This is a genomic window from Halobacillus sp. ABH2_015 (assembly GCF_056158945.1).
Genome location: NZ_JBSWUG010000002.1, coordinates 1,842,287 through 1,863,327 on the forward strand (window position 1 = coordinate 1,842,287; position 21,041 = coordinate 1,863,327).

A 21,041-nucleotide genomic window follows, 5' to 3' on the forward strand; every position below is an offset into this window, starting at 1 on the left:
AACGTTTTTTTACGCTTTTGATTCCGCTGCGATGGAAGCAGCGATTTTCCCGCCGTGGTGGCGTCCGTTTTCAATAAAGATTTCATTGTTGTTATATCCGGCAGCGATGACACCGGCAATATAAATGCCTGGAACATTCGTTTCCATTGTGTCCTCATTAAAGGATGGACGCCCGGTTTCCTCGTTTATCTCCACGCCCATTTTCGTCAGGAAGCTGTGGTCAGGTTGATAGCCCGTCATTGCAAAGACAAAGTCGTTCGCCACACTTTTTTCTTCCCCATTGCATTCATATCGGACGGCATCCTGAGTAATCTCTTTTACGTCGGCACAAAATTCCATGGTAACGATTCCTTTTCTCACAAGGGCTTCAAACTGAGGGAGAATCCATGGCTTGATACTTTTCGAATAATCTTCACCACGATACAGAACGGTTACCCGAGCACCTGATTTTTCCAGTTCCAAAGCAGCATCCGCTGCCGAGTTTTTTCCACCGATGATGACGACATTCTTGTTGTAATAGGGATGCCCCTCTTTGAAGTAGTGCATCACTTTAGGAAGCTCCTCCCCCTGGACACCCATGAAGTTCGGCTGATCATAATAGCCTGTCGCAACGATTACCTGGTCCGCTGCATACGATGATTGTTCACCCGATGATTTTTCTGTATGGATGATGAACCCGCTAGTTTCTCTTTCAACCTTTTGAACCTTTTCGTACGTATGCACCCGCAGGTTCTCTCTCTCCGCCACCGCACGGTAATAAGCAAGCGCCTCATTACGCACCGGTTTCTGCCTTTCAGAAATAAAAGGAATTTCACCAATTTCCAGTTTTTCACTGGAGCTGAAGAAAGTTTGATGGGTCGGGTAATGATAAATAGAATTTACAATATTCCCTTTTTCAATGATTAACGGTTCAATACCAGCCTTCTGAAGTTCAATAGCTGCACTCATCCCACAGGGACCGCCGCCGATGATGATGGCTTTTTCTTGTTGATGCACGTATAACACTCCTCTTTCCAACAACGTTCTTCCGTTCATTTCAAAAAAATGAATCTCCTACCATCATCATGATAGGAGATTCCATTTATAGAATCAAGTTATATCCATCCACGGAAACGGGATGCTTCTGCCATTTTTCTGACCCCGACCATATAGGCGGCCAGTCTCATATCCACGCGCCTTGTTTCTGATGTACGGTAGACATTGTCAAAACCTTTGACGATGACTTTATGAAGCTTCTCTTCCACTTCTTCTTCTGTCCAGTAATATCCCTGGTTGTTCTGTACCCACTCAAAGTAGGAAACGGTTACGCCCCCGGAAGAAGCCAGTACATCCGGCACAAGAAGGATGCCGCGCTCAGAAAGAATTCTCGTTGCTTCGAGTGTCGTTGGCCCGTTCGCTGCCTCTACGACAATGTTCGCTTTCACGTTATAGGCGTTATCTTCTGTAATCTGGTTTTCAATAGCTGCGGGAACAAGAATATCACAGTCAAGCTCCAGCAGTTCTTCATTCGTAATTGTATTGTTGAACAGGTTGGTCACTGTGCCGAAGCTGTCACGACGGTCCAGAAGATAGTCAATGTCAAGACCATCCGGATCGTGAAGCCCTCCGTAGGCATCCGATATTCCGACCACTTTAGCACCTTTATCATGCATGAATTTCGCAAGGAAGCTTCCGGCATTACCAAAGCCTTGAACGACGACTCTTGCGCCTTCGACATTGATGCCTTTTTTCTTGGCGGCTTCTTCAATGCAGATGGTTACGCCCTTCGCTGTCGCGGTTTCCCTTCCGTGGGAACCACCGAGCACCAGTGGTTTACCTGTAATGAAACCCGGGTTGTTAAATTCATCAATGCGGCTGTATTCATCCATCATCCACGCCATAATCTGTGAATTGGTAAATACATCGGGAGCGGGAATATCTTTCGTCGGGCCTACGATCTGGCTGATCGCCCGGACGTATCCGCGGCTGACTCCTTCCAGTTCACGGAAGGACATTTCCCTCGGATCACATACAATACCGCCCTTACCTCCGCCGTACGGAAGATCGACAATACCGGCTTTTAAACTCATCCAGATGGAGAGCGCTTTGACTTCTTTTTCAGACACATTTGGATGAAAACGGACGCCGCCTTTGGTTGGACCTACAGCATCATTATGCTGGGACCTGTACCCTGTAAAGATTTTAATCTGATCGTTGTCCATTCTTACAGGAATTCTTACGGTCATCATGCGGACAGGCTCTTTCATTAATTCATATACTTCATTAGGGTATCCTAATTTATCAAGTGCTTTTTTAACCACGGTCTGCGTGGATTTCAACACGTCAAGTTTGTCATTTTTTTCGTTTGCATTGTCTGCAGGCTTATCGGCTACCATCCATTTACCTCCTATATCATCCATTCGATTAGGGCTCTTCTTTCAGTGAATAGTATACACGTTCCTCTGCCTGTTGGAAAGGTCGAAACCAGCTTTTTCATCCGTTTTCACAAAGAAGTTGTAAGCGATTACACTTTTTTCTCATATGCAGGCTGGGACAGATCCACGAACGATTGGATTAAATCATCATAACTTAAGCCGATCTCTTGAGCGGCATCAGGAAACAGACTCGTCGGCGTCATTCCCGGCAGGGTATTGACTTCAAGAATAACCGGTTCATTTTTATCATTAATAATGAAATCCACGCGTGAATAAACGTCACATCCCAGCAGCTGATGAGCACGAACGGCATCTTCCTGAAGCTTCGCCGTCATATCAGCCGGCAGTTCAGCTGGTACGATATGTTCACTTCCACCTGGTTGATATTTTGAATCAAAATCGTAATAATCATTCTTCGGAATAATTTCAATGACCGGAAGAGCCTTCTCTTCCCCTCGGCGCCCCATGACGGGTACAGTTACTTCTCTTCCTTTTACATAGTCCTCTACGAGAATCATAGAATCCGACTGTGCTGCTGTTTTAACTGCCAGGCCGGCATCTGCCTCATCCTTTACGATGGTCAGTCCCAGTGTGGACCCTTCCTGGTTCGGTTTAATGACATAGGGAACCTGAAACTGCTGCTTGATCGTATGTTCAATCGAAGACCATTGACTCTCATCTGTAACATCAAAAGCAGCGCTCTCCGCTGTGTTCAAGCCGTTAAGGGAAAAGATCTGCTTGGATTTAGCCTTATCCATGGCCAGAGCAGAAGCCAGCACCCCTGAACCAACATACGGGAGCCCCTTCATATCAAGAAGACCTTGAATCCTTCCGTCTTCGCCAAAGCGTCCGTGCAGACCGATGAATACAAGGTCCACATCAAGCGCTGTGACCTGGTCCAGATGATCCGGGGAAAAATCGACGGCCGTAACCTCATGGCCTTTATTTTTCAATGCTTGTATAATTCCCTTCCCTGTAGACAAGGAAACTTCCCGTTCCCCTGAGGTTCCTCCATATAACACCGCAATCTTCATTTCCTACACTCCATTTCCTACCACGATATAGATTTGCCAACCTTTATAGTAACACGTTTGACAATAGGCCTTCTATCCATAAATAAAAAGAACGAGCTTTTCTTCAAGACTCGTTCCTTCATCATTAAGAGAAATGTTTAGTTATTGATTCACAGGCATCTTTGTCCATAATCGATTTCCCATATTCCATCAGCCGGTATGAGGTTACGGCTGTGGCTGAAGCGTATTCAGAAAGCAGGGCAATGACCTGATCCTGGTCCAGGTGATCTATTTCTTTATCTTCCAAAAGCATATAATAGGAATCCTCATAATGATAAATACTTCCCCCTGTCACACCAAGCTGATGCAGGTGGATCCCCGCCTGGATGACGTGTTCGAAATCAGAAAAGGAAAACATCATTTCCTTGCTCTCATCAAGGGTTACCTTCATTTCAAGGTAGTCTTCGTCATCTTCCTCAATATCAGCAGGCTCTGTTCTTGTCACAACGACAAGCATGCCTTGTGCCTGAAGCAGATAAACCTGCACGAGCAGAACTCCTGTAAGCTCTACTCCGAGCTCTATGCCTGCGTCATACATCATATCGCTGAATATCCGGTGTACGCGAGGTAGATCATTCCAGAGTTCCTCGCGGGAGAGGCCCCGGTCCATTAAATCGTCAAAAGTAAGGAAAATCTTGAATTTTTCACTCGTCATTCTCTCTACTCGCATATGATCGCCCCCCTGGTCACGATGTGTTATCTATATAGTATGATGACCGGCGCCAATATGGCACCTTTTTTCAAATTATATCCGACATTTGAAGCCGGGGGCAAATATAATTTCCCAGTCCATCAGTTCATTTGCAGCCACTGTTCCCATGCACGCTTGGAATTTCCAACGATAAACGGCTGTATCCGTTTCTTGTCCAATTCAGAAAGCCGGTCATAGGCATACCCGCCGAGACCTATCTTAAGAGAAGGAAATTCACGCTGAAGCGCCTCGGCCAGACGAATCGTGATCGGTATATTTTTCTTTAGTGTACAGGACATAAACATATAAGCGGGGTCAATTTCATTGATCACAATATCGATATCTCCTCCTGCGATGCTCTGGCCGAGATAGATGACATCATAACCTTTCCGCTTCAAAAAGAGGGCAAAAATAAGCAGGCCCAGTTCATGCCGTTCATTCGGGCCGCATACGAGCAGAGCTTTAGGAAGCATACTGTCCGAAGGAATGGAAAGAAGCATCATGCCTATACGGGAGCGGATAAACTGACTGGCAAAGTGCTCGTGGGCGCTTGTGATTTTGTTTTCCTCCCACAAATCCCCGATTTTCACGAGAATCGGACCGATAATATCAATCGCCACCGTTTCAGGCGTGAACAGACTGAATGCATGATCAAGATGCCGCTGAGCGTCATTCTCATTAAACGAAAGAAGGCTGTCCAGCAGCTGATCACCAATTTTATCAAGCTGTGTGCGGTTTTCTGAGTGCTCATTATGGGTGACGGCGTCTTCATTGCTTTCCAGGAGTGAAACCGCCTGTGATATCGTAAAACCTTTATCCACTTTTTCCATCAACCATTTTAATATCCTGATATGCTCATCTGTATAAAGCCGATGACCTGCTTCATTGCGGGAAGGACGGATCATTCTGTATCGACGTTCCCAGGCTCGGAGTGTTCCAGGCTGGATGCCCAGCATCTGTGACACCGCTTTAATATTATATTTTGCTTTAGTCGTAGCCATAAGCCTGCCTCCAAGTAAGTCTTTTACTTTAATTATATAGGAATCAAACGGATTGTGTAAAATTTGTATATTCTTTATGCAAGGTTTTTAGAAGAATCCTTTACATATCCGCTGATGTCAATGACGTGACACTCTGCTCTTGTCCCAAGTCTTAACGGCAGAAGGGATGTTCCGTACCCTTCACTCACCAGGTGAGGAACAGAAGCCCTTCTGCTCCATCCTCCGCGCTGATAGGGACCTATGCCGAACAGCCTGATCTGTCCCCCGTGAGTATGACCACTCAATACAAGATCATACTTGTTTTTTTCCTGGACATTCATCTGACTGTATACATAGGGATCGTGTACGCATAAGATCCGGAAACAGGAAGAATCAGCCAGTTTCAGCGACCGCCTCGGCTTCAGGAAATAAGGGTCAAGACCCGTTACTATGAACGGTGTTCCTCCTATTCCTTCTCCGTCCACATCTTCATTGGACAACGTTACAACCCGATGTCTGTCCAATACGGCCGTCAGTGGTTCTTCGATCAGTTCATGATCATTGTTGCCTGGTATAAAGTAAACCGGTACTTCCCAGTGTTTCAAATTTTTCAGGTTCGTCTCAAGTTTAGAAATGGATGTCCGTTTATCCACCAGGTCTCCACCAATAATGACAGCATCCACCATCCCGGCTTTCTTTAATGTTTGTTCTTTAATGATGCGGTTATGTATATCAGAGATAAAGAAAATACGCAGGTGGTCTCCGTCTTTTCCAAAGGCGTTCTGCACCTTTTCCTCTCTGACATGATCTTTACCAGCCAGGTACCTCATATACAACAGCACACTCAGCCCTGCCACAGCCAATACAAGTATCCATATCACCAATTCCAGCCCACCTCCTTGTTTCCCGCAGCGAAAATATCATCATAGCATATCCAAAAAAACACCGCTATGCCCGGATAGGCACAGCGGCAGTGGTTATACATGTTTGACGCTTAAGATTCGAAAACCTGACTTTTCAAGTTTTTTCGTAAAGGCTTCTATATTATCATTTTCCTCGATTTTCAAAACGATTCTCCTTGCCAGCTTATCTGTCTCGTCAAAGGTAGCAAGAGAAATCACGTTTTCGTGATAGTTTTTGATGATGTCCCCCAGCCGTTCAATCCGGCCCTCAGACTCTTCTGACGTAAAGGCGATCCGAATGCCTTGTTTCTTTACACCAAAGGCACTCTCAAATTGTTCAATCACATCATACCGTGTCACAAGCCCTTGAAAAACACGATGGTCATCCACCACCGCGAGTACAGCAAAGCCCTTGAACATAGGTAGTGTGCGTTCAAACACTTCTTCATTGGTAATACAGAAATCTTCATATCCGGCCGCTTCCCCAGCAGGGGTTTCTTGCAGGAAAGTCCCCGTGTCTTGCCGACCGTCCTTTTTATAGCAGGATTCATAAATCATTTCCTTCGAAATCATACCTTTGAAAAGGTTCCCCTCCAGTACAGGCACAGCTTCGATGTCTTTCTGCTCCAACAATTCCAGCACGTCTTTCAAACTGGTGTTTACATCTGCTGTAAATGACTGATGAACTGGTTTCATGATCCCTTTTACAAACATACCTGTCACCTCTTTCTTTTATGGTCAGTACCTTATTCGCCTGAAGCCGGCGGTTCTCCTGCCTTAATCAGAATAGGACAACATTTGGACACATATATTTTTGGAGACAAAGGGAGTGTTGAAATATGTATACACCAGTGAAGTGCTACCACCCTTATTACGGGCCTTTTGATCCGTGTCCACCCATCAGGACCAAGTGTTACCAGACACCACCTAATTTATACCTCGGATTCCAGCCAATGAACCTGCAGCAGTATCCTCTGCAGGAAGCTTTGTACAAAGGAACCTTATGGCCCTGTCTTTATGACCCCTACCCGACGCCCGTACCTAAAGGAGGTAAAGGATGAAGCAGGGTCAATCCCACGATCAGGAGCGCTATTCCTTGATGGAAAAAATTCAAATGGTCGATTTCGCTCTGGTTGATTTAACGCTTTATTTGGACACACATCCCGAAGATACGCAGGCGGTTCAGCAGTTTAATCAGCTTGCAGTGGAAAGCCGGGATTTGAAAACCGTCTTTGAACAGAAATACGGCCCCCTCCGGCAGTATGGAGGCAGTTTTTCCGGGTATCCATGGAACTGGTCCGATGCCCCTTGGCCATGGCAGGTGTAAATCTTTGAACTTTAAGGAGGTAGAATATGTGGTTTTATGAAAAGAAACTGCAGTATCCGGTTAAAGTAACGGAATGCAACCCCAGACTGGCCAAATATCTTATCGAACAATACGGCGGAGCGGACGGGGAACTGTCGGCCGCCCTCCGTTATTTGAATCAGAGATATACCATCCCTGATAAAGTCATCGGTTTATTAACAGATATAGGAACAGAAGAATTCGCCCATCTTGAAATGATTGCAACCATGATTTATAAATTAACGAAGGATGCTACACCTGAACAAATGAAAGAGGCAGGGCTTGGTGCGCATTACGCCAACCACGATCACGCTTTGTATTATCAAAACGCAGCAGGTAGTCCTTGGACAGCTACATATATAGCAGCCAAAGGAGATCCCATTGCTGATTTGTATGAGGATATAGCTGCCGAGGAAAAAGCACGGGCCACTTATCAATGGATCATTAATATGTCCGATGATCCGTGCCTCAATGACAGCCTCAAATTTCTCAGGGAGCGGGAAGTCATCCACTCCCAGCGCTTCCGTGAAGCTGTGGAGATTTTAAAATTCGAAAAGGACCGGAAACAATTCTTTTGACCGTTCAGCGCTCCACCGTGATTTCTTCATGGTAGGGCGCTTTTTCATTCAGATTCAGCGGCTGAAAAGATATCCCCTTGAGCCATTCGCCCCATAAAGGATAAGAGAAGATAAAGCAGATGAGAACTATGAATACGATAAACCAAAAACTGATCCAGGCGGTGCTGACTTTCCACCTGACTCTTCCCGTTCTGCTCGTATGGACCTCCTGCCGCGGCGGCAGCCCCAGCACGTCGAGGTCTTCCTGTTCCTTTTCTTCATGGATTTCGCGTTTATCCGTCTGATGCATGCTTCTCCCCCCATTTCCCGAGTCTGATCCAGACACCGAGAACAACATCAATGATGAAATGAGCTGTAATGGTAACAGGGAGACTTCCTGTTACTTCATACATGTACCCGATAAAGAAACTGACAAATAAAACCGATAGCAGCAGCACCACCCGTGTTAAGTAACGGATATGCAGAATGGCAAACAGTACACTTGCCGTTATATAACCGAACTCATGATGGAGGACGCCCCTGAACAGCATTTCCTCGCTTACGGCAACGAGCAGAGAGATGAAGATAATTCCAGGAAAAGACCGGCTCGCAAAAACCCTTTTATTGACTCCTCCATCATCATAAGCCCTCACAGGTAAAACATACAGGAGAAACAAATCAATGAGAAGGATAATAAGTCCTGGAATGACACCGTAAAGCCACCAGTGCCTCCAGTTTATGTGAAATTGCTCCTGCCATTCCGCAAGAAACGAATCAAAAAGAAAGGCACTTGCTACGACAGCGGCAGACATAATGATCATCTGCGTCAAAAGGAGGTGAAAGGTGATTTGTTTGTCTGACATTTCCTGGATCATTTCCTGCTGGGCCTCACGCATGGGGCGGCCCCTGATGAAAAATCATCTGCAGGCGCTCTCTCCAAGATTCTGCTGCCGGAGTTTCCAATGATTCATGAAAGGTCAGATGATTTACAGAAAAACCACAGGCATCACAGCATGGAACATAAGGCGCCCGGATTTGGTCCTGAAAAGATTGGTATAACGCTTCCCTGCGGCATCCTGTATGATGGATCCATGTCAGCATTTCCGTAAGTTTCCCCTGTTTATAGGTCCACCGTTCCCGCAGCAGCGCATGCAGCCGGCTCTCGAAATCCATCGGAAACGGCTGAACCTTTCCATGATCCAGCACGCCCCGCTCTTCTGCCTGGTATTTGATGAAATTCCACTGCGATTCAGAAAGTTGAAGCTGCTCCATGATCGATGCGTCCTCCAAAAGTCCGCGTCCTTCCTGACGTTTCAAATAACCAAGGACCAGATCCAGCTGCTCCCGCTCAGGCAGCTCACTCTGGATAAGCATTTGAGGAAGGTAGTGATCTTTTTTTGTAAACAAAACGAGACTGGCAGAAGGTTTTCCGTCCCTTCCCGCACGACCGATTTCCTGAATAAACGACTCGGTCTGGGCCGGGAGGTGAAAATGAATAACCAGACGGATGTCTTTTTTATCCACGCCCATACCAAAGGCACTTGTACAGCAGATCACATCCAGCTGCCCATTCATAAACTGCTGTTGAACGAGCATACGGTCCGTCTGTTCCATGCCTCCGTGATAGAAGGCGGTCCGGTGGCTGAGCTTCTCTCTCAGCACAAAGCTTACCTTCTCCGCCCACTGGCGGCTGGAGAAATAGATCATCGTCGGTGCGTGTATATGGGAGAGGATGTTTACGATTCTTTCTGTTTTCTCGTCGGGGCTTTGGACTTCCTCCACTGACAGGCTGATGTTCTGTTTATCCATAGGATAGATATGGCGGACCATCCCCGGACGGTTTAGTTTCTCCATGATATCCCCCTGGACTTCAGGTGTAGCAGTGGCGCTCAGAGCAAGTACAGGAGGGCTCCCTATCGAATCAATGATCCGGTGCAGTTTCAGATAATCTGTACGGAATTCGTGCCCCCACTGGGAGATGCAGTGAGCTTCGTCAATGACAAAAAGTGGAACGGTCATTCGTTTAAAGTCCTCCTGGAGCCGTTCATTTTGAAGCATTTCCGGTGAAATATAGACAAGATCATACTGATCAAGGTTCTGAATCACTTGTTTTTTTTCCTTTATGTCCATAAAGCTGTTCAATGCTGTAACCGATTTATATCCGGCTGCCTTCAACTGCTTCACCTGATCGACCATCAAGGATATAAGCGGGGAGACAACGATGGTTGTTCCTTGGAGAAGCCGTGCGGGCAGTTGATAGCATAAGGATTTACCCGTGCCTGTTGGAAGAATCCCCAGAACATCGTTTCCGTCCATCACATCCCGGATGACATCTTCCTGCCCTTCCCGGAACTGGTCAAAGCCGAAATATTTTTTTAATGCTGCTGCTAGCTGTGTACTCAAGATAATGGCTTCCTTTCTATGTGCGTGCTCCGCCCATGAGCCAGAGCCAGGCGGATTTCAAAGTAATCATAGACGCCTCCAAGATCCTGATGAATGTGCTTCAGCCGCTGGGTATTCAAATCAACCGCTTTTTGATTGATCTCCACGACCTGGTCCGCCGTCAAAAAGGGAGAGACGTCAAAGTCAGGAGTTACAAGGGCGGCTTCCACAATATGATCCTGTATCGTGCTTTTCTTCAAACGCCGGATAGTCACAATCTCTTCAAGGGAAAGCCCCTGGGCTATAAGCTGATAGGTTTTCCCCGCGGACGCTGTAACGAGATGGGAGGCTTGAAGACCGCGGGTGCATAAATGGAGGACAGGATAGGCATCCTGGTCCATTTTTGCCTGCTGAAATAGATAATAGTACGTATGTCTCAGCCCCAGCAGGACATCCTCCTTGGACAAACTGAATTTTTCTTTAAGCTGATCCATAGTCAGACCTATCCACCCTCCACCCGTAAGGCGGTGAGTAAACAGCTCCGCCTGGATTGGATCATGACCAGAAAGAAGCCTTTCCAGTTCTTCATACAAGGATTGGTTGAGGCGGGCCAGCTTATTCTGGAAAGTGGCGAACACCTTTTTCACCCATAGCTGGGCTTCTGGATTGTCAACAATGGCTACATAGGACTGAATCCCCGCTTCTTTATTTGAAGACGCCTGTACGAGAAGGTTTAAACGGGAAATGAAGGCCGGGACCACTTCATGCCAGGTCATCCCCTGAAAATACGGGAACGTGTGCGGAGACGGCTGCCGGCTGTTTTCTGTTATGTGCGGGAAACTCTGCTCATTCAGAACGATTTCTCCACGATGAGACATCTGGTCGATCACGGTATCCAGTCGTCTGCGGTCCAGCTCTGGAAAAATACCGAACAGATGATCAAGCTGATATGCTTTGGCATCCTGCATGGTCTGGGAGGATCTTTTCCCTGTCAGCATATTAAAAATACCAGATACCGTCCGTTCCCCTTTAAACCGCTGGATGCAGTGAAGAACAATAGATTCAAACATCCACCCACCACCTTTCTCGTTTGATTTTTTCATCGTTCGTACAACACGCCCTGAAAAACAGCTCCTAGTCAACCATTTGAAAAATACAGGGGGGAGATTTACAATAGGACGTGGACCACTTTCATAGACAATGCCTGTCAATATAGAATGGTTAGAAAAAGGAGGGGAAAACCCTTTGGCGAAATACACGATGGTCGATAAAGAAACCTGTATTGCCTGCGGGGCCTGCGGGGCTGCTGCTCCGGACATCTATGATTATGATGACGAAGGACTTGCCTTTGCAGTGATGGATGATAATGAGGGGACGGAAGCTGTACCCGATTTATATGAGGAAGATATGGAAGATGCCTTTGACGGCTGTCCAACCGATTCTATTAAAATTGCGGAAGCTCCTTTTCATGGAGATCCGTTGAAATTCGAATAATATACACCGGCCCCTTCTAAAAAGGGGCCTTTCTTATATGTCACGTGCTATCTTCTCCAAATGGAGTTCTGCCTCCACACGATTCCATGTTGATAAAAGCCTCGTTCCCGCTCTACTGATGCGGAAATGTCCGCTCCTTTCATTTCGTTCGAGCTTAAAACTGCTTTTTTCAGTGATGACCGTCCACGTCACCGGCAGGGTGGATGGGACTTCCTCCCCGGCGTTTATATGAAGATGGGCAGCCGTTTCCAATATTTCCAGAGGCGCATCGCCCAAGACTCTCCTGATGATCTCACTTTCTCTGAAGAGCGCACAGACCGCTGTGACCGTCGTCCACCCAGCCGTCGTTCGCTGCTTTTCTATTTGAACAAGGGTCTTTTTGGACAGACCAATGATTTCAGCCATACGGTTCTGTGTGTATCCATATTCCACCCGGATAAGCTTCATTTTTCGAGAAATTAATTGCTGTATCTCCATTTGATCCATCTGCATGTCTCCTTTTTCAGACGGTTCTATTTTAACATGCATCAGCCGGAACGTCCCAAAAAAACTCCCCTGAACATGGGGAGTTTGGTAAGGATCATGATTCTACATTAAAGGGACCGGGCAGATCGACAGGTTTTGTTAAATCATACCCTCCTACTTCCTCCACTCCCATTCCACCAAAGGTGACCCGGGACATCCCGAAATGGCGGGCCGTAGCTGAAACAGCCTCAATCATCAGAATGAGTTCCTGTTCGCTCTTCCACTCCTGATGAGTAATGTCCAGCTGTACATGCCCTTCTTCAACCTTATCGACGGCAAATTCCACATGGTCTGGTACAGAGGGTCTGATATACGTTCCTCCACCTTTCTCCTTCATCAAGTTCAACACGTCTTCCAGCGATGGTTTCCCTTCCGTAGGAACCGGAGCCAGATAAGAGGAGGACTGGGCGTTATACTGGTACAGCTTAAACATATACTCCCCTTCCGAAATCGGGTCCAGGCTGTTCAGTTCCCCGTAATTCCCCATCGGGACCGAATCATAGGAAGGACGATTCAACGCAATGGTTCGCACTCCTTTTCCTTCCAGCTCCCAGCGGATACTTTCCATGAGCATTTGCACATACGCAGTTCCTGCCGGCTCAAATTCATCCGGAAAAGTAACCTCCGCCTTTTTCGTCTCTTCATCAATATCAATCTCGACGTTCTGTAGAAGCCTGTCTGACAGCCCTTTCTCCTCCGCTTTTTCCTTTGTATAAGGAAGAGCATCGTGAGTGGAAACCGGAATAACAACTTCCGCATTCCTTCCCGGATAAGCGAATGTAAACCACTCATCCTCCTTGATAGAGAACGATCCATCGGGCGCCTCAGAAGACTCCCCCTCTTCCTTCGCAGCGGATCCTGCAGAACTTTCTTTTTCAGGGCTCTCCAGAGACGGGGAAGCTTCATCACTGGTCTGTGTGGAAGGCTGGGTATTCAATTGTTGATTCTGTGCCATAAAGACAGGGATAAAGACGGCGAGCAGTACGAGCACGGCACAGACGGCAAATCCAGGCCCCAGCCACGAAGGGATACGTTTTTCCTTCCGGTGTAACTTTTGGTTGACTGCCTTGTAGAGAACATCTCTGGATTGATGATCTTTTATGGAAGGAAGCCTGGATAACTGCTTTTCCACGTTCTGTCTATTAGATTTTTTCATATTCTCCTCCCCCTCCTTCCACTGAATCTGTATATTCTTTCACGGTTTTCAGCGCTCGATGCTGTGTCGTTTTCACTTTACTTTCTGTCCAGCCCGTAACCTCGGAAGTTTCCTTAATCGAAAGCCCCTGGATATAACGGAGGATCAAAACGGTCCGCTGATCGACAGAGCAATGGTTCATCGCCAGGTAGACATGCCGCACATCCTCACTCTGGATAATGATTTCTTCAGGGAGTGGAGCGCGGTCAGGAAGCTGGGCGCCCTTATCGCCCCAGTCAAAAAATTCAGCCACACGATCCCGCGTCCTTTTCTGACGGCGGAAGTGATCGATGGTTACGTGACGAGCAATGGAAAACAACCACGTTTTTTCCGAGCTTTTCCCATGAAAAGATTGATAGGATTTCAACACTTTCACGTAAACATCCTGGACAAGATCCTCCGCCAGGTTACGGTCTTTTACCATATAAAAAATGAACTGAAACAGGTCCTGGTGGTAATGATCATAAAGTTCATCAAAGAACGCTCTCAATGGCTGTACCTCCTGCGATACTTATTTAGACGCTCCTATGTATCAAACGTTACACTTTCATCTTAAAGTCTTCGTTTAGAAAAGAAAACCAGATCTTTCAAACGTCCAAAAAAAACGTAGAAGCAGCCTGCAGCAGGCAGCTTCTACGTTACGGATGGTAAGGGATCTTGAAGGTGAAGGTTGTCCCTTCTTTCAGCCGGCTGTGAACACTGATTGAACCTTCATGAGCCTCTACAATGTTCTTCGTGATGGCAAGACCAAGGCCGGTCCCTTTCTTGTAATTCTTATTTTCACGCTTTCTTGATTTATCTGCTTTATAAAAACGCTCGAATACAAACGGCAGATCCTCTTCAGGAATGCCGAGGCCGGAGTCACTGACCGCCCCCACCCATGCCCCGGTTCCGGCTTCCACACGAATCATGACTTCGCCGCCTGTTTCTGTATGACGGATGGCATTATCAATCAGGTTGGTAAACACCTGCTCGATCCGGTCGGGATCAAAAGAGGCCGTTTCCACTTGAGGATCTATAGCTGAATGAAGGATCACGCCCTTTTCATTCGCAACCCCCTGGAACTTCCTGATGATCTTATGCATGTAGGATTCCATATCCAACGTCTCCATGGACAACTGGATATGCCCCGCCTCCATACGGGCCAGATCGAGCAGTTCATTGACGAGCCTGCCGATCCGAAGCGATTCATCATGGATAATCTGAGCCAGTTCATTCTTTTCCTCTTTGCTTTCCGCGATGTCGTCCACAATAGCTTCACTGTAGCCCTGGAGCATCGAAATAGGCGTGCGAAGCTCATGGGATACATTGGCAATGAAATCTTTCCTTAGTTTATCCAGACGCCTCTCATCTGTCATATCCCTTAGAACAGCCACCGCACCACGGATTTTCTGACGATCGTATAGAGGCGTCATTAAAATCACCCATGAACGCCCCTGCAGAGTTGCTTCTGTCATCAGCTCCTGTTCTTCGATAATGACGCGCTGCAGCAGTTCCTGTAATGGTTCAGGAAGATCTACGTGTCCATCTGCCCCTTGATTTTCAAACTCATATGCCTCCAAGTACTGTTCAGCAGGCGGATTGGATACAAGAACATCCCCTTGACGGTTCACGGTAATAACCCCATCCGCCATGGACCGAAGAATCCCGGACAGCTGTTCTTTCTCATGATTCAGGGCATTAATATGAAATTTCAGCTCCCGACCCATCCGATTAAAAGCCATAGCAAGCTCGCCGATTTCATCATGAGTACGGATCGGGATTTTCGTATTGAAGCGGCCTTTAGCAAGTTCAAGGGCGCTTTCCCTCATTTTTATCAAAGGCGAAGTAATTCTCGTCGACAAGAAGAAAGCAAAGATGGTAGTTAAAACAATGGCAATCCCTGCACCAAGGAAGATGATTTTAGTCGTTTGTTCAGAAGTCTCTTCAATCGTATCCAGCGACTGATAGACAAACACCGCCCCCTGACCCTCGGTGAGGGGTGTACCTACAACCATAATGCCGGTTTCTCCGGCACTCAGATCAGCTACCTTTTTCACGTCCATGCCTTCTTCCATAACCGTGGATAAATCAGGGTCGCTTCTAAACCAATCATAATTGATGACAGGAAGATTCTCAGAGGAGCTTTCCGCCGCAATCTGACGGTCCGGGCCCCACGTAATGACAGCCCGGCTCGCAGGATCTTTGACGAGTTCTGTCGTAGACAAAAGAAGATCCTCATCCGACTCATACCTCTCCACCACTTCCGATATTTTATCAGCGGTCTGGAGAAGATGCCGTTCCGCCTCAAGAATGTGGTAATTCTGAAAAAACTCCAATAAAAGGATGGTTAAAATAAACAGAACAAAACATACGAGAAAGAGGATGGTAAACCACAATTTACCTACGACACTACGCCAGAACATCAATCGCCGGAGACCTCAAATTTATAGCCGATGCCCCATACCGTTACAATCATTCCGGCAGCTTCTGCGGACACTTTACTGAGTTTTTCACGCAGTCGTTTCACATGGGTATCGACCGTTCTCAAATCCCCGAAAAATTCGTACTGCCATACCTCTTTCAAAAGCCTTTCCCTATCAAAAACCTTATCCGGGGCCTGCGCCATAAAATGCAGTAGTTCATACTCTTTCGGTGTCAAAGATACTTCATTCCCATCAGCGGTTACACGGTGGGCATCATTATCAATCGTCATATGAGGAAAAACAAGGACGTTGCGGGCAGAGGTTTCCGTTTCCAAAAACTTCGTCGAGGAAGACCTGCGCAGCAGGGCCTTCACCCGCAGAACCACTTCCCTCGGACTGAAAGGCTTCACAATATAATCGTCAGCCCCTGCTTCAAAGCCCTGGACACGATTCGCTTCTTCTCCTTTGGCCGTCAGCATAATCACCGGTGTCGCTTTCTTCTCACGCAGTTCACGGCAGACGTCAATGCCGTCTTTCCCCGGAAGCATCAAATCCAACAAGATCACATCATAATCTTCCTGGACCGCTTTTTGGAAGGCTTCTTCGCCATCCTCTGCCTCCTCAATCACGTAATCTTCTCTTTCAAGATACATACGGATCAACCGGCGGATACGTTCCTCATCGTCCACGACCAGTATTTTAGCTTCTCGTTCCATAATATCTTCCTCCATTACCATTTAAATCGATTGAATGTACAGCAAGGGCAGCACGATTCAAAACCGTCTGCCCTTGATCTTATGCATAAGAATGCAAACCTGAAATGATTAAGTTAACGGCGATCAAATTAAACATAATGATACCGAAACCACCAACAGCCAGCCAGGCAGACTTCATCCCCTGCCATCCGCGGGAAAGGCGGAGGTGCAGATAAGCGGCATAAAAGAAGAAGGTGATCAAAGCCCAGACCTCTTTCGGGTCCCAGCCCCAGAACCTGTCCCATGCCTGCTGGGCCCAAATCATAGCGAAGATCAGTGCCCCGAGCGTAAAGACCGGAAACCCGATGGCTACCGCCCGGTAAGACACTTCATCAACAAGCTCAGGATTAACCTTTTTCAACAGCGGCTGAATGACCGCCGCAATACGTCTGCGGAAAACGAGGCGTAAGCCCCAGTAAAGAACAAGTCCGCCAGCGACAGCCCAGAGGAATGTATTGAATTTCTTCGCTGCATCTTCGCCACGCATCCATTCAGGAGCATCAAACAAAGGAGATACCGCATCTTCAGTCAGTAATTCCCCTCCAGCAGGGCCTGCAATGGCGGGCATCTCATAGGTGATGGTCATCGGCTGTCCTTCGACTGGTGCTTCAAAATCCGCCTGGTAATTAAGAGCACTGAAGGTTGAGGAAAGGACGATAAACGCAACTGTAGCGGCAATGATATAGATGACAAACTCAAGCCACATCGTATGCTTGGATCGTTTCGTCTGATCCACCTGCCGGATAAGAAAGATTAAACCGGCGACAAAGCTTACGGACAGGATTCCTTGACCGAGAGAAGCTGTCGTTACATGAATATAAAGCCAGTGCGACTGCAGGGACGGGACGAGAGGTGAAATCTCTGTCGGAAACATGCTCGCAAATGCAATGAGAAGCAGAGCAATCGGCAGGGCAAACAGACCCAGCAGATCCACACGGTAAATAAAGTAAAGGACAATAAAAGCAAAAACGAGCATCATCCCAAAGAATGTCGTATATTCAAACAAATTACTGACTGGGGCATGACCACTTGCTCCCCACCTTGTAAAGAAATATCCAAGCTGCGTAAGAAATCCTATGATGGTAATCGTAATACCGATATTTCCAGCCACTCTGCTGCTGCCTTTCTTCTTATCTCTTATTGTTCCCCCGAAGAAGAAGGTAGCCGTCAAGTAGATGAAAAATGCCGCATAAAGCAGGTTACTGCTTATGGTCGTTAAATCTCCCATGTTCATCCTCCTGACTCTATGATTTCATTTCGTGCTGATCGACGGGAGCTTCTATTCCTGTTCCCTCAATCGCTTTATCAATCTCCATCCTTAATGCATACCAGTTTTTATTCGTATGCCCTGCAATCCAGACACCATCACTTCTAGGCTGAAGCCAGATTCTGCGGTGGTTCCAGTACATGCCCTGGGCAACACCGATCATAAAGACAGCGCCTCCAAAAGCAATCAGCCAGAGCGTTTCATCCTTTTTCACGGTCAGACCGGTCACATCCCTGACATCAAATTCAGTCAGACCGAGCTTGTACTCATTTTCACCACCAGCATCAACATTGGCTCCTATACCGAGAAAACTGGTTTCAGGTTCAGACTCCCCTGGAGGAAATAATTGAAAAACAAAGGCCGGGTTCCTTGGATACTTCGACACGGAAACCGGTTCCCCATCTTCCAGTTCATAATCAGGAAAATAGTTGGCGATTTCCACCCTGTAGCCTCCGTCCAGTTCATATGTAGATTGAGGATCTGTCAGATCGACGGTGAATTCTCCATAGTTGGTCGATTCGTCATCCTTGTCATGAATCTTAAAGGACATTTCCTTGAATTCATTCAGCTGATAACTGGCTTGATAAAGGGCATAATCACCGAATTTCAAAGGATTGTTCATCGTGGATGCCCCTTCTTTGACCTGCTCCAGCTCCGGTTCAGCTCCCGGGACATCCGAATTGGTGCGCTCATAGATCACAGCATCCGTCCGGAAGGTTTTAGGAATGGCTCCATTCTGATTTTCAATCGCTTCTTTAAACCGGGCATCATCAGGATTATCCTTGTCATACGTTTCCAGTGTAAAAGCTTTATTTTCAATATAATACTGCCCATCCGTTCCGGAAATTAAAATGGTTTCCCCTTCCCGGACCCAGATGAATTCATCAACATAAAAAGCCGGGACGAATCGGAGAAGAGCCCCGATCAGAAAAATGATCAGGCCGATGTGGTTGACATACGGTCCCCACCGGGCAAACCGGTTTTTCTCCGCCAGCAGATGACCATCCTGTTCAAACACACGAAAACGCTGTTTCTTCAGGTTGGCTTTGAAACGCTCCACATCCACTTTCTGAGTTTCTGTCGTTCCGAACACCCGCTGTTTTTTCATAAACAACTCATGCCGTTTCGGCTTCTGGTTTTTCAAGGTTTTGTATAGAGGAAAAAATCGGTCGATGCTGGCAATAACGATGGAAATACCGATCATGGCAATCAGCAGCATATACCACCAGGAACTGAATAAATCATGAAAACCAAGCTGATAATAAATCTGACCTGCGATTCCGTATTGATCCCGGTAGTGGGTGGCCGGATCAGCATTCCCAGGTATAAACACTTCCTGTGGAAAAATCGTTCCTACTGCTGAAGCTATGACAGTAATAAAAATGAGCCAAACGCCCACTTTAACAGAGGAAAAGAAATTCCATATTTTATCAACCATCGTCCGGTTATACGTCTGGGACCTGCGGGCACTGCCATCATAGCGCATGTTCAGCAATTCCTTCTGGTCATTGCCGTCAATATGCTGATTCCCCTCGATCGGTTTTCCGCAGGACTCACATAAAACGGTACCTTCGGGGTTTACGTGTCCACACTCACAGGTAATCTCATTCATAATAAAACCTCACAATATATAAGTAGACTCTATTCCTCTGGTGAAATCTCCTGCAGGTACCCCTCCAGTTTTTCCAATGTCAGCGGGCCGATCACCTGCTCTTCAATATCACCTTCCGGATTGATGAATAAGGTCGAAGGGATCGGACCGATGTTATACAGATCCATCACCTGTCCTTTTTTATCCTGAAGAATCGGGAAGGAGAGGTTATATTCATTCACAAAGTTTTCTACAACCAATTCTGTTGAATCCAGGTTGACGGCAAGGATCTCCACACCTTTTTCCTTATACTCGGCGTATAACTCTTCCATATAAGGCATCTCATCCTTGCACGGACCACAATAGGTGGCCCAGAAGTTCAGCATGACCCCCTGCCCTTCCAAATCACTCAATTGAACCGTTTCTTCCGTACCGAATTTCTTCAATTGAAAATCAGGCGCCTCTTCCCCTTTGGCAACAGCCACCTGATCATCTTTTCCATTTGCCACGAGAGCAAAAACGACAAGGCCAATCATAACCGTCAGCATGGCAGCCCGGAAGATCAGCCTTTTTTTCTTTTTCCGGATGGTTTTCTCTTTCATAGCCGTCACTCCCAGATCATTATATCATCGATTGGAAAGTCAAAATATGAACGTTATTCAACATTTTCTTCAGCGAGCTGGCGCAGCTGTTTCACTTCAAAAGGCTTCAGAGGACGATAATCTCCGGCATTCAGCCCTTTAAGGTCCAGCGTTCCGTATCGTTCACGTTTCAGTTTATCTACCGGGAAACCGAGGGTATCGAACATACGGCGCACCTGACGATTTTTCCCTTCATGCAGAATAACCTGAACGATTGCTGTATTTTTTCTGGAATCCGTAGAGTTGATTTTTGCATGGACAGCTTTTAAATACTCCCCGTCCACCGTGATCCCTTTTTTCAACTGCTTCAACTGTTCCGGCGTCGGAATCCCTTTCGTTTTTGCGATATATACTTTGTTGACTTCATGGCTGGGATGCATAAGCATATTAGCGAAGTCCCCGTCATTAGTGAGCAGGATCAAGCCGGATGTATCATAATCCAGGCGTCCGATCGGGAAAATCCTCTCTTTCACTTCAGGAAGAAAGTCCGTTACGACTTTCCGGCCTTTGTCATCGCTTACACTGGAAATCACACCTCTTGGTTTATAGAGCATGAAATAGACAGGTTCCTCTTTATCGATTGGGACACCCTCCACTTCAACATCGTCGTTTTTTCCAACCTTTGTTCCAAGTTCCGTGATAATTTCACCATTCACTTTCACTTTTCCATCCAAAATCATCTGTTCTGCTTTTCTTCGTGATGCAACACCGGCATGGGCGATCACCTTTTGTAGTCGTTCCTTCTCTGCCATACGACCGTCACCAACTTTCTTCTGTTTCTAAAATCTCTCATGTCCCCTGCAGCTTTCCTTAAGCAAGTGAAC

General features: G+C 46.7%; 24 protein-coding genes. 4 read left to right on the plus strand and 20 right to left on the minus strand.

The annotated features are described in order from the left end of the window. Positions 1-9: 9 nt before the first annotated feature. The 7 genes from ACXAD6_RS09785 to ACXAD6_RS09815 all read right to left on the minus strand — a co-directional run bounded on the left by ACXAD6_RS09785 (position 10) and on the right by ACXAD6_RS09815 (position 6,756). Positions 10-948 (minus strand): YpdA family putative bacillithiol disulfide reductase, encoded by a 939-nt coding sequence (locus ACXAD6_RS09785; protein WP_474970397.1) that lies wholly within the window; start codon positions 946-948, stop codon positions 10-12. Between the two features lie 146 nt (positions 949-1,094). Beyond that, complete coding sequence (locus tag ACXAD6_RS09790) at positions 1,095-2,375, minus strand: Glu/Leu/Phe/Val family dehydrogenase (protein ID WP_027954443.1); 1,281 nt, start codon at positions 2,373-2,375, stop codon at positions 1,095-1,097. A 128-nt stretch (positions 2,376-2,503) separates the two neighbouring features. Further along, on the minus strand, positions 2,504-3,448 hold the full coding sequence (locus ACXAD6_RS09795) for a D-alanine--D-alanine ligase (protein ID WP_474968707.1): 945 nt from the start codon (positions 3,446-3,448) through the stop codon (positions 2,504-2,506). A 124-nt stretch (positions 3,449-3,572) separates the two neighbouring features. Further along, on the minus strand, positions 3,573-4,157 hold the full coding sequence (locus tag ACXAD6_RS09800; RefSeq protein ID WP_474968708.1) for a genetic competence negative regulator: 585 nt from the start codon (positions 4,155-4,157) through the stop codon (positions 3,573-3,575). A 122-nt stretch (positions 4,158-4,279) separates the two neighbouring features. Then, entirely contained in the window at positions 4,280-5,179 is a 900-nt protein-coding gene (locus ACXAD6_RS09805; protein ID WP_474968709.1) for a MerR family transcriptional regulator, read from the minus strand. 74 nt (positions 5,180-5,253) lie between these two features. Beyond that, a complete protein-coding gene (locus ACXAD6_RS09810) occupies positions 5,254-6,039 on the minus strand; it encodes a metallophosphoesterase (protein ID WP_474970398.1) in 786 nt (261 codons plus the stop codon). A gap of 96 nt (positions 6,040-6,135) precedes the next feature. Continuing rightward, a complete protein-coding gene (locus tag ACXAD6_RS09815) occupies positions 6,136-6,756 on the minus strand; it encodes a CBS domain-containing protein (RefSeq protein ID WP_474968710.1) in 621 nt (206 codons plus the stop codon). A gap of 143 nt (positions 6,757-6,899) precedes the next feature. Here ACXAD6_RS09815 and ACXAD6_RS09820 point away from each other — a divergent pair, with 143 nt between their 5' ends. The 3 genes from ACXAD6_RS09820 to ACXAD6_RS09830 are packed head-to-tail and all read left to right on the plus strand — an operon-like array spanning position 6,900 to position 7,983. Further along, positions 6,900-7,121, plus strand: coding sequence for a spore coat associated protein CotJA (locus tag ACXAD6_RS09820; RefSeq protein WP_027954449.1), 222 nt, complete (start codon positions 6,900-6,902; stop codon positions 7,119-7,121). Next, positions 7,118-7,387: a spore coat protein CotJB gene (locus ACXAD6_RS09825; RefSeq protein ID WP_474968711.1), complete on the plus strand. Its 270-nt coding sequence runs from the start codon at positions 7,118-7,120 to the stop codon at positions 7,385-7,387. The genes ACXAD6_RS09820 and ACXAD6_RS09825 overlap by 4 nt, the downstream gene beginning before the upstream one ends. A 26-nt stretch (positions 7,388-7,413) precedes the next feature. Continuing rightward, positions 7,414-7,983, plus strand: a complete 570-nt coding sequence (locus tag ACXAD6_RS09830; RefSeq protein ID WP_027954451.1) for a manganese catalase family protein — start codon at positions 7,414-7,416, stop codon at positions 7,981-7,983. Between the two features lie 4 nt (positions 7,984-7,987). On the opposite strand, the gene ACXAD6_RS09835 is transcribed toward ACXAD6_RS09830, so the two are convergent. From ACXAD6_RS09835 to ACXAD6_RS09850, 4 genes are read right to left on the minus strand one after another with little or no spacing between them, the layout of a single operon-like run. Beyond that, positions 7,988-8,272: a hypothetical protein gene (locus tag ACXAD6_RS09835; protein ID WP_474968712.1), complete on the minus strand. Its 285-nt coding sequence runs from the start codon at positions 8,270-8,272 to the stop codon at positions 7,988-7,990. Continuing rightward, positions 8,256-8,858: a lysostaphin resistance A-like protein gene (locus tag ACXAD6_RS09840; protein WP_474968713.1), complete on the minus strand. Its 603-nt coding sequence runs from the start codon at positions 8,856-8,858 to the stop codon at positions 8,256-8,258. Before ACXAD6_RS09840 ends, ACXAD6_RS09835 begins: the two co-directional genes overlap by 17 nt. Next, complete coding sequence (locus ACXAD6_RS09845) at positions 8,851-10,365, minus strand: RecQ family ATP-dependent DNA helicase (RefSeq protein ID WP_474968714.1); 1,515 nt, start codon at positions 10,363-10,365, stop codon at positions 8,851-8,853. Before ACXAD6_RS09845 ends, ACXAD6_RS09840 begins: the two co-directional genes overlap by 8 nt. Beyond that, complete coding sequence (locus ACXAD6_RS09850) at positions 10,362-11,414, minus strand: YpbB family protein (protein WP_474968715.1); 1,053 nt, start codon at positions 11,412-11,414, stop codon at positions 10,362-10,364. Before ACXAD6_RS09850 ends, ACXAD6_RS09845 begins: the two co-directional genes overlap by 4 nt. Before the next feature lie 175 nt (positions 11,415-11,589). Between ACXAD6_RS09850 and ACXAD6_RS09855 the strand changes: the two genes are divergently transcribed. Then, positions 11,590-11,838: a ferredoxin gene (locus tag ACXAD6_RS09855; RefSeq protein ID WP_027954456.1), complete on the plus strand. Its 249-nt coding sequence runs from the start codon at positions 11,590-11,592 to the stop codon at positions 11,836-11,838. Between the two features lie 33 nt (positions 11,839-11,871). On the opposite strand, the gene ACXAD6_RS09860 is transcribed toward ACXAD6_RS09855, so the two are convergent. From ACXAD6_RS09860 to ACXAD6_RS09900, 9 genes are all read right to left on the minus strand, one after another. Next, positions 11,872-12,324 carry a helix-turn-helix transcriptional regulator gene (locus ACXAD6_RS09860; protein ID WP_474968716.1) on the minus strand — a complete coding sequence of 151 codons (453 nt, stop codon included), beginning with the start codon at positions 12,322-12,324 and terminating at the stop codon, positions 11,872-11,874. Positions 12,325-12,418: 94 nt separating this feature from the next. Beyond that, entirely contained in the window at positions 12,419-13,519 is a 1,101-nt protein-coding gene (locus ACXAD6_RS09865) for a hypothetical protein (RefSeq protein WP_474968717.1), read from the minus strand. Beyond that, positions 13,506-14,048, minus strand: a complete 543-nt coding sequence (gene sigX / locus ACXAD6_RS09870; RefSeq protein ID WP_474968718.1) for an RNA polymerase sigma factor SigX — start codon at positions 14,046-14,048, stop codon at positions 13,506-13,508. The genes ACXAD6_RS09865 and sigX overlap by 14 nt, the downstream gene beginning before the upstream one ends. 148 nt (positions 14,049-14,196) lie before the next feature. Continuing rightward, complete coding sequence (locus tag ACXAD6_RS09875; RefSeq protein WP_474968719.1) at positions 14,197-15,963, minus strand: ATP-binding protein; 1,767 nt, start codon at positions 15,961-15,963, stop codon at positions 14,197-14,199. Next, positions 15,963-16,679: a response regulator transcription factor gene (locus ACXAD6_RS09880; RefSeq protein ID WP_474968720.1), complete on the minus strand. Its 717-nt coding sequence runs from the start codon at positions 16,677-16,679 to the stop codon at positions 15,963-15,965. The genes ACXAD6_RS09875 and ACXAD6_RS09880 overlap by 1 nt, the downstream gene beginning before the upstream one ends. A gap of 79 nt (positions 16,680-16,758) precedes the next feature. Further along, positions 16,759-17,946, minus strand: coding sequence for a c-type cytochrome biogenesis protein CcsB (ccsB, locus tag ACXAD6_RS09885; RefSeq protein ID WP_474968721.1), 1,188 nt, complete (start codon positions 17,944-17,946; stop codon positions 16,759-16,761). A 16-nt stretch (positions 17,947-17,962) separates the two neighbouring features. Further along, positions 17,963-19,597, minus strand: coding sequence for a cytochrome c biogenesis protein ResB (gene resB / locus ACXAD6_RS09890; RefSeq protein ID WP_474968722.1), 1,635 nt, complete (start codon positions 19,595-19,597; stop codon positions 17,963-17,965). A gap of 29 nt (positions 19,598-19,626) precedes the next feature. After that, positions 19,627-20,178: a thiol-disulfide oxidoreductase ResA gene (gene resA, locus ACXAD6_RS09895; protein WP_474968724.1), complete on the minus strand. Its 552-nt coding sequence runs from the start codon at positions 20,176-20,178 to the stop codon at positions 19,627-19,629. Positions 20,179-20,231: 53 nt separating this feature from the next. Next, positions 20,232-20,969, minus strand: a complete 738-nt coding sequence (locus tag ACXAD6_RS09900; RefSeq protein ID WP_474968725.1) for a pseudouridine synthase — start codon at positions 20,967-20,969, stop codon at positions 20,232-20,234. Between the last annotated feature and the right edge of the window lie 72 nt (positions 20,970-21,041).

Excerpts from the sequence above, each read along its gene's own strand:
- ACXAD6_RS09800 (WP_474968708.1), bottom strand. The coding sequence starts at position 4,157 with ATGCGAGTAGAGAGAATGACGAGTGAAAAATTCAAGATTTTCCTTACT.
- ACXAD6_RS09825 (WP_474968711.1), top strand. The coding sequence starts at position 7,118 with ATGAAGCAGGGTCAATCCCACGATCAGGAGCGCTATTCCTTGATGGAA.
- ACXAD6_RS09805 (WP_474968709.1), bottom strand. The coding sequence starts at position 5,179 with ATGGCTACGACTAAAGCAAAATATAATATTAAAGCGGTGTCACAGATG.
- ACXAD6_RS09815 (WP_474968710.1), bottom strand. The coding sequence starts at position 6,756 with ATGAAACCAGTTCATCAGTCATTTACAGCAGATGTAAACACCAGTTTG.
- ACXAD6_RS09835 (WP_474968712.1), bottom strand. The coding sequence starts at position 8,272 with ATGCATCAGACGGATAAACGCGAAATCCATGAAGAAAAGGAACAGGAA.
- resB (WP_474968722.1), bottom strand. The coding sequence starts at position 19,597 with ATGAATGAGATTACCTGTGAGTGTGGACACGTAAACCCCGAAGGTACC.
- resA (WP_474968724.1), bottom strand. The coding sequence starts at position 20,178 with ATGAAAGAGAAAACCATCCGGAAAAAGAAAAAAAGGCTGATCTTCCGG.
- ACXAD6_RS09860 (WP_474968716.1), bottom strand. The coding sequence starts at position 12,324 with ATGGATCAAATGGAGATACAGCAATTAATTTCTCGAAAAATGAAGCTT.
- ACXAD6_RS09850 (WP_474968715.1), bottom strand. The coding sequence starts at position 11,414 with ATGTTTGAATCTATTGTTCTTCACTGCATCCAGCGGTTTAAAGGGGAA.
- ACXAD6_RS09880 (WP_474968720.1), bottom strand. The coding sequence starts at position 16,679 with ATGGAACGAGAAGCTAAAATACTGGTCGTGGACGATGAGGAACGTATC.
- ACXAD6_RS09820 (WP_027954449.1), top strand. The coding sequence starts at position 6,900 with ATGTATACACCAGTGAAGTGCTACCACCCTTATTACGGGCCTTTTGAT.
- ACXAD6_RS09785 (WP_474970397.1), bottom strand. The coding sequence starts at position 948 with ATGAGTGCAGCTATTGAACTTCAGAAGGCTGGTATTGAACCGTTAATC.
- ACXAD6_RS09795 (WP_474968707.1), bottom strand. The coding sequence starts at position 3,448 with ATGAAGATTGCGGTGTTATATGGAGGAACCTCAGGGGAACGGGAAGTT.
- ACXAD6_RS09875 (WP_474968719.1), bottom strand. The coding sequence starts at position 15,963 with ATGTTCTGGCGTAGTGTCGTAGGTAAATTGTGGTTTACCATCCTCTTT.
- ACXAD6_RS09900 (WP_474968725.1), bottom strand. The coding sequence starts at position 20,969 with ATGGCAGAGAAGGAACGACTACAAAAGGTGATCGCCCATGCCGGTGTT.
- ACXAD6_RS09865 (WP_474968717.1), bottom strand. The coding sequence starts at position 13,519 with ATGAAAAAATCTAATAGACAGAACGTGGAAAAGCAGTTATCCAGGCTT.
- ACXAD6_RS09830 (WP_027954451.1), top strand. The coding sequence starts at position 7,414 with ATGTGGTTTTATGAAAAGAAACTGCAGTATCCGGTTAAAGTAACGGAA.
- ACXAD6_RS09840 (WP_474968713.1), bottom strand. The coding sequence starts at position 8,858 with ATGCGTGAGGCCCAGCAGGAAATGATCCAGGAAATGTCAGACAAACAA.
- ccsB (WP_474968721.1), bottom strand. The coding sequence starts at position 17,946 with ATGGGAGATTTAACGACCATAAGCAGTAACCTGCTTTATGCGGCATTT.
- ACXAD6_RS09790 (WP_027954443.1), bottom strand. The coding sequence starts at position 2,375 with ATGGTAGCCGATAAGCCTGCAGACAATGCAAACGAAAAAAATGACAAA.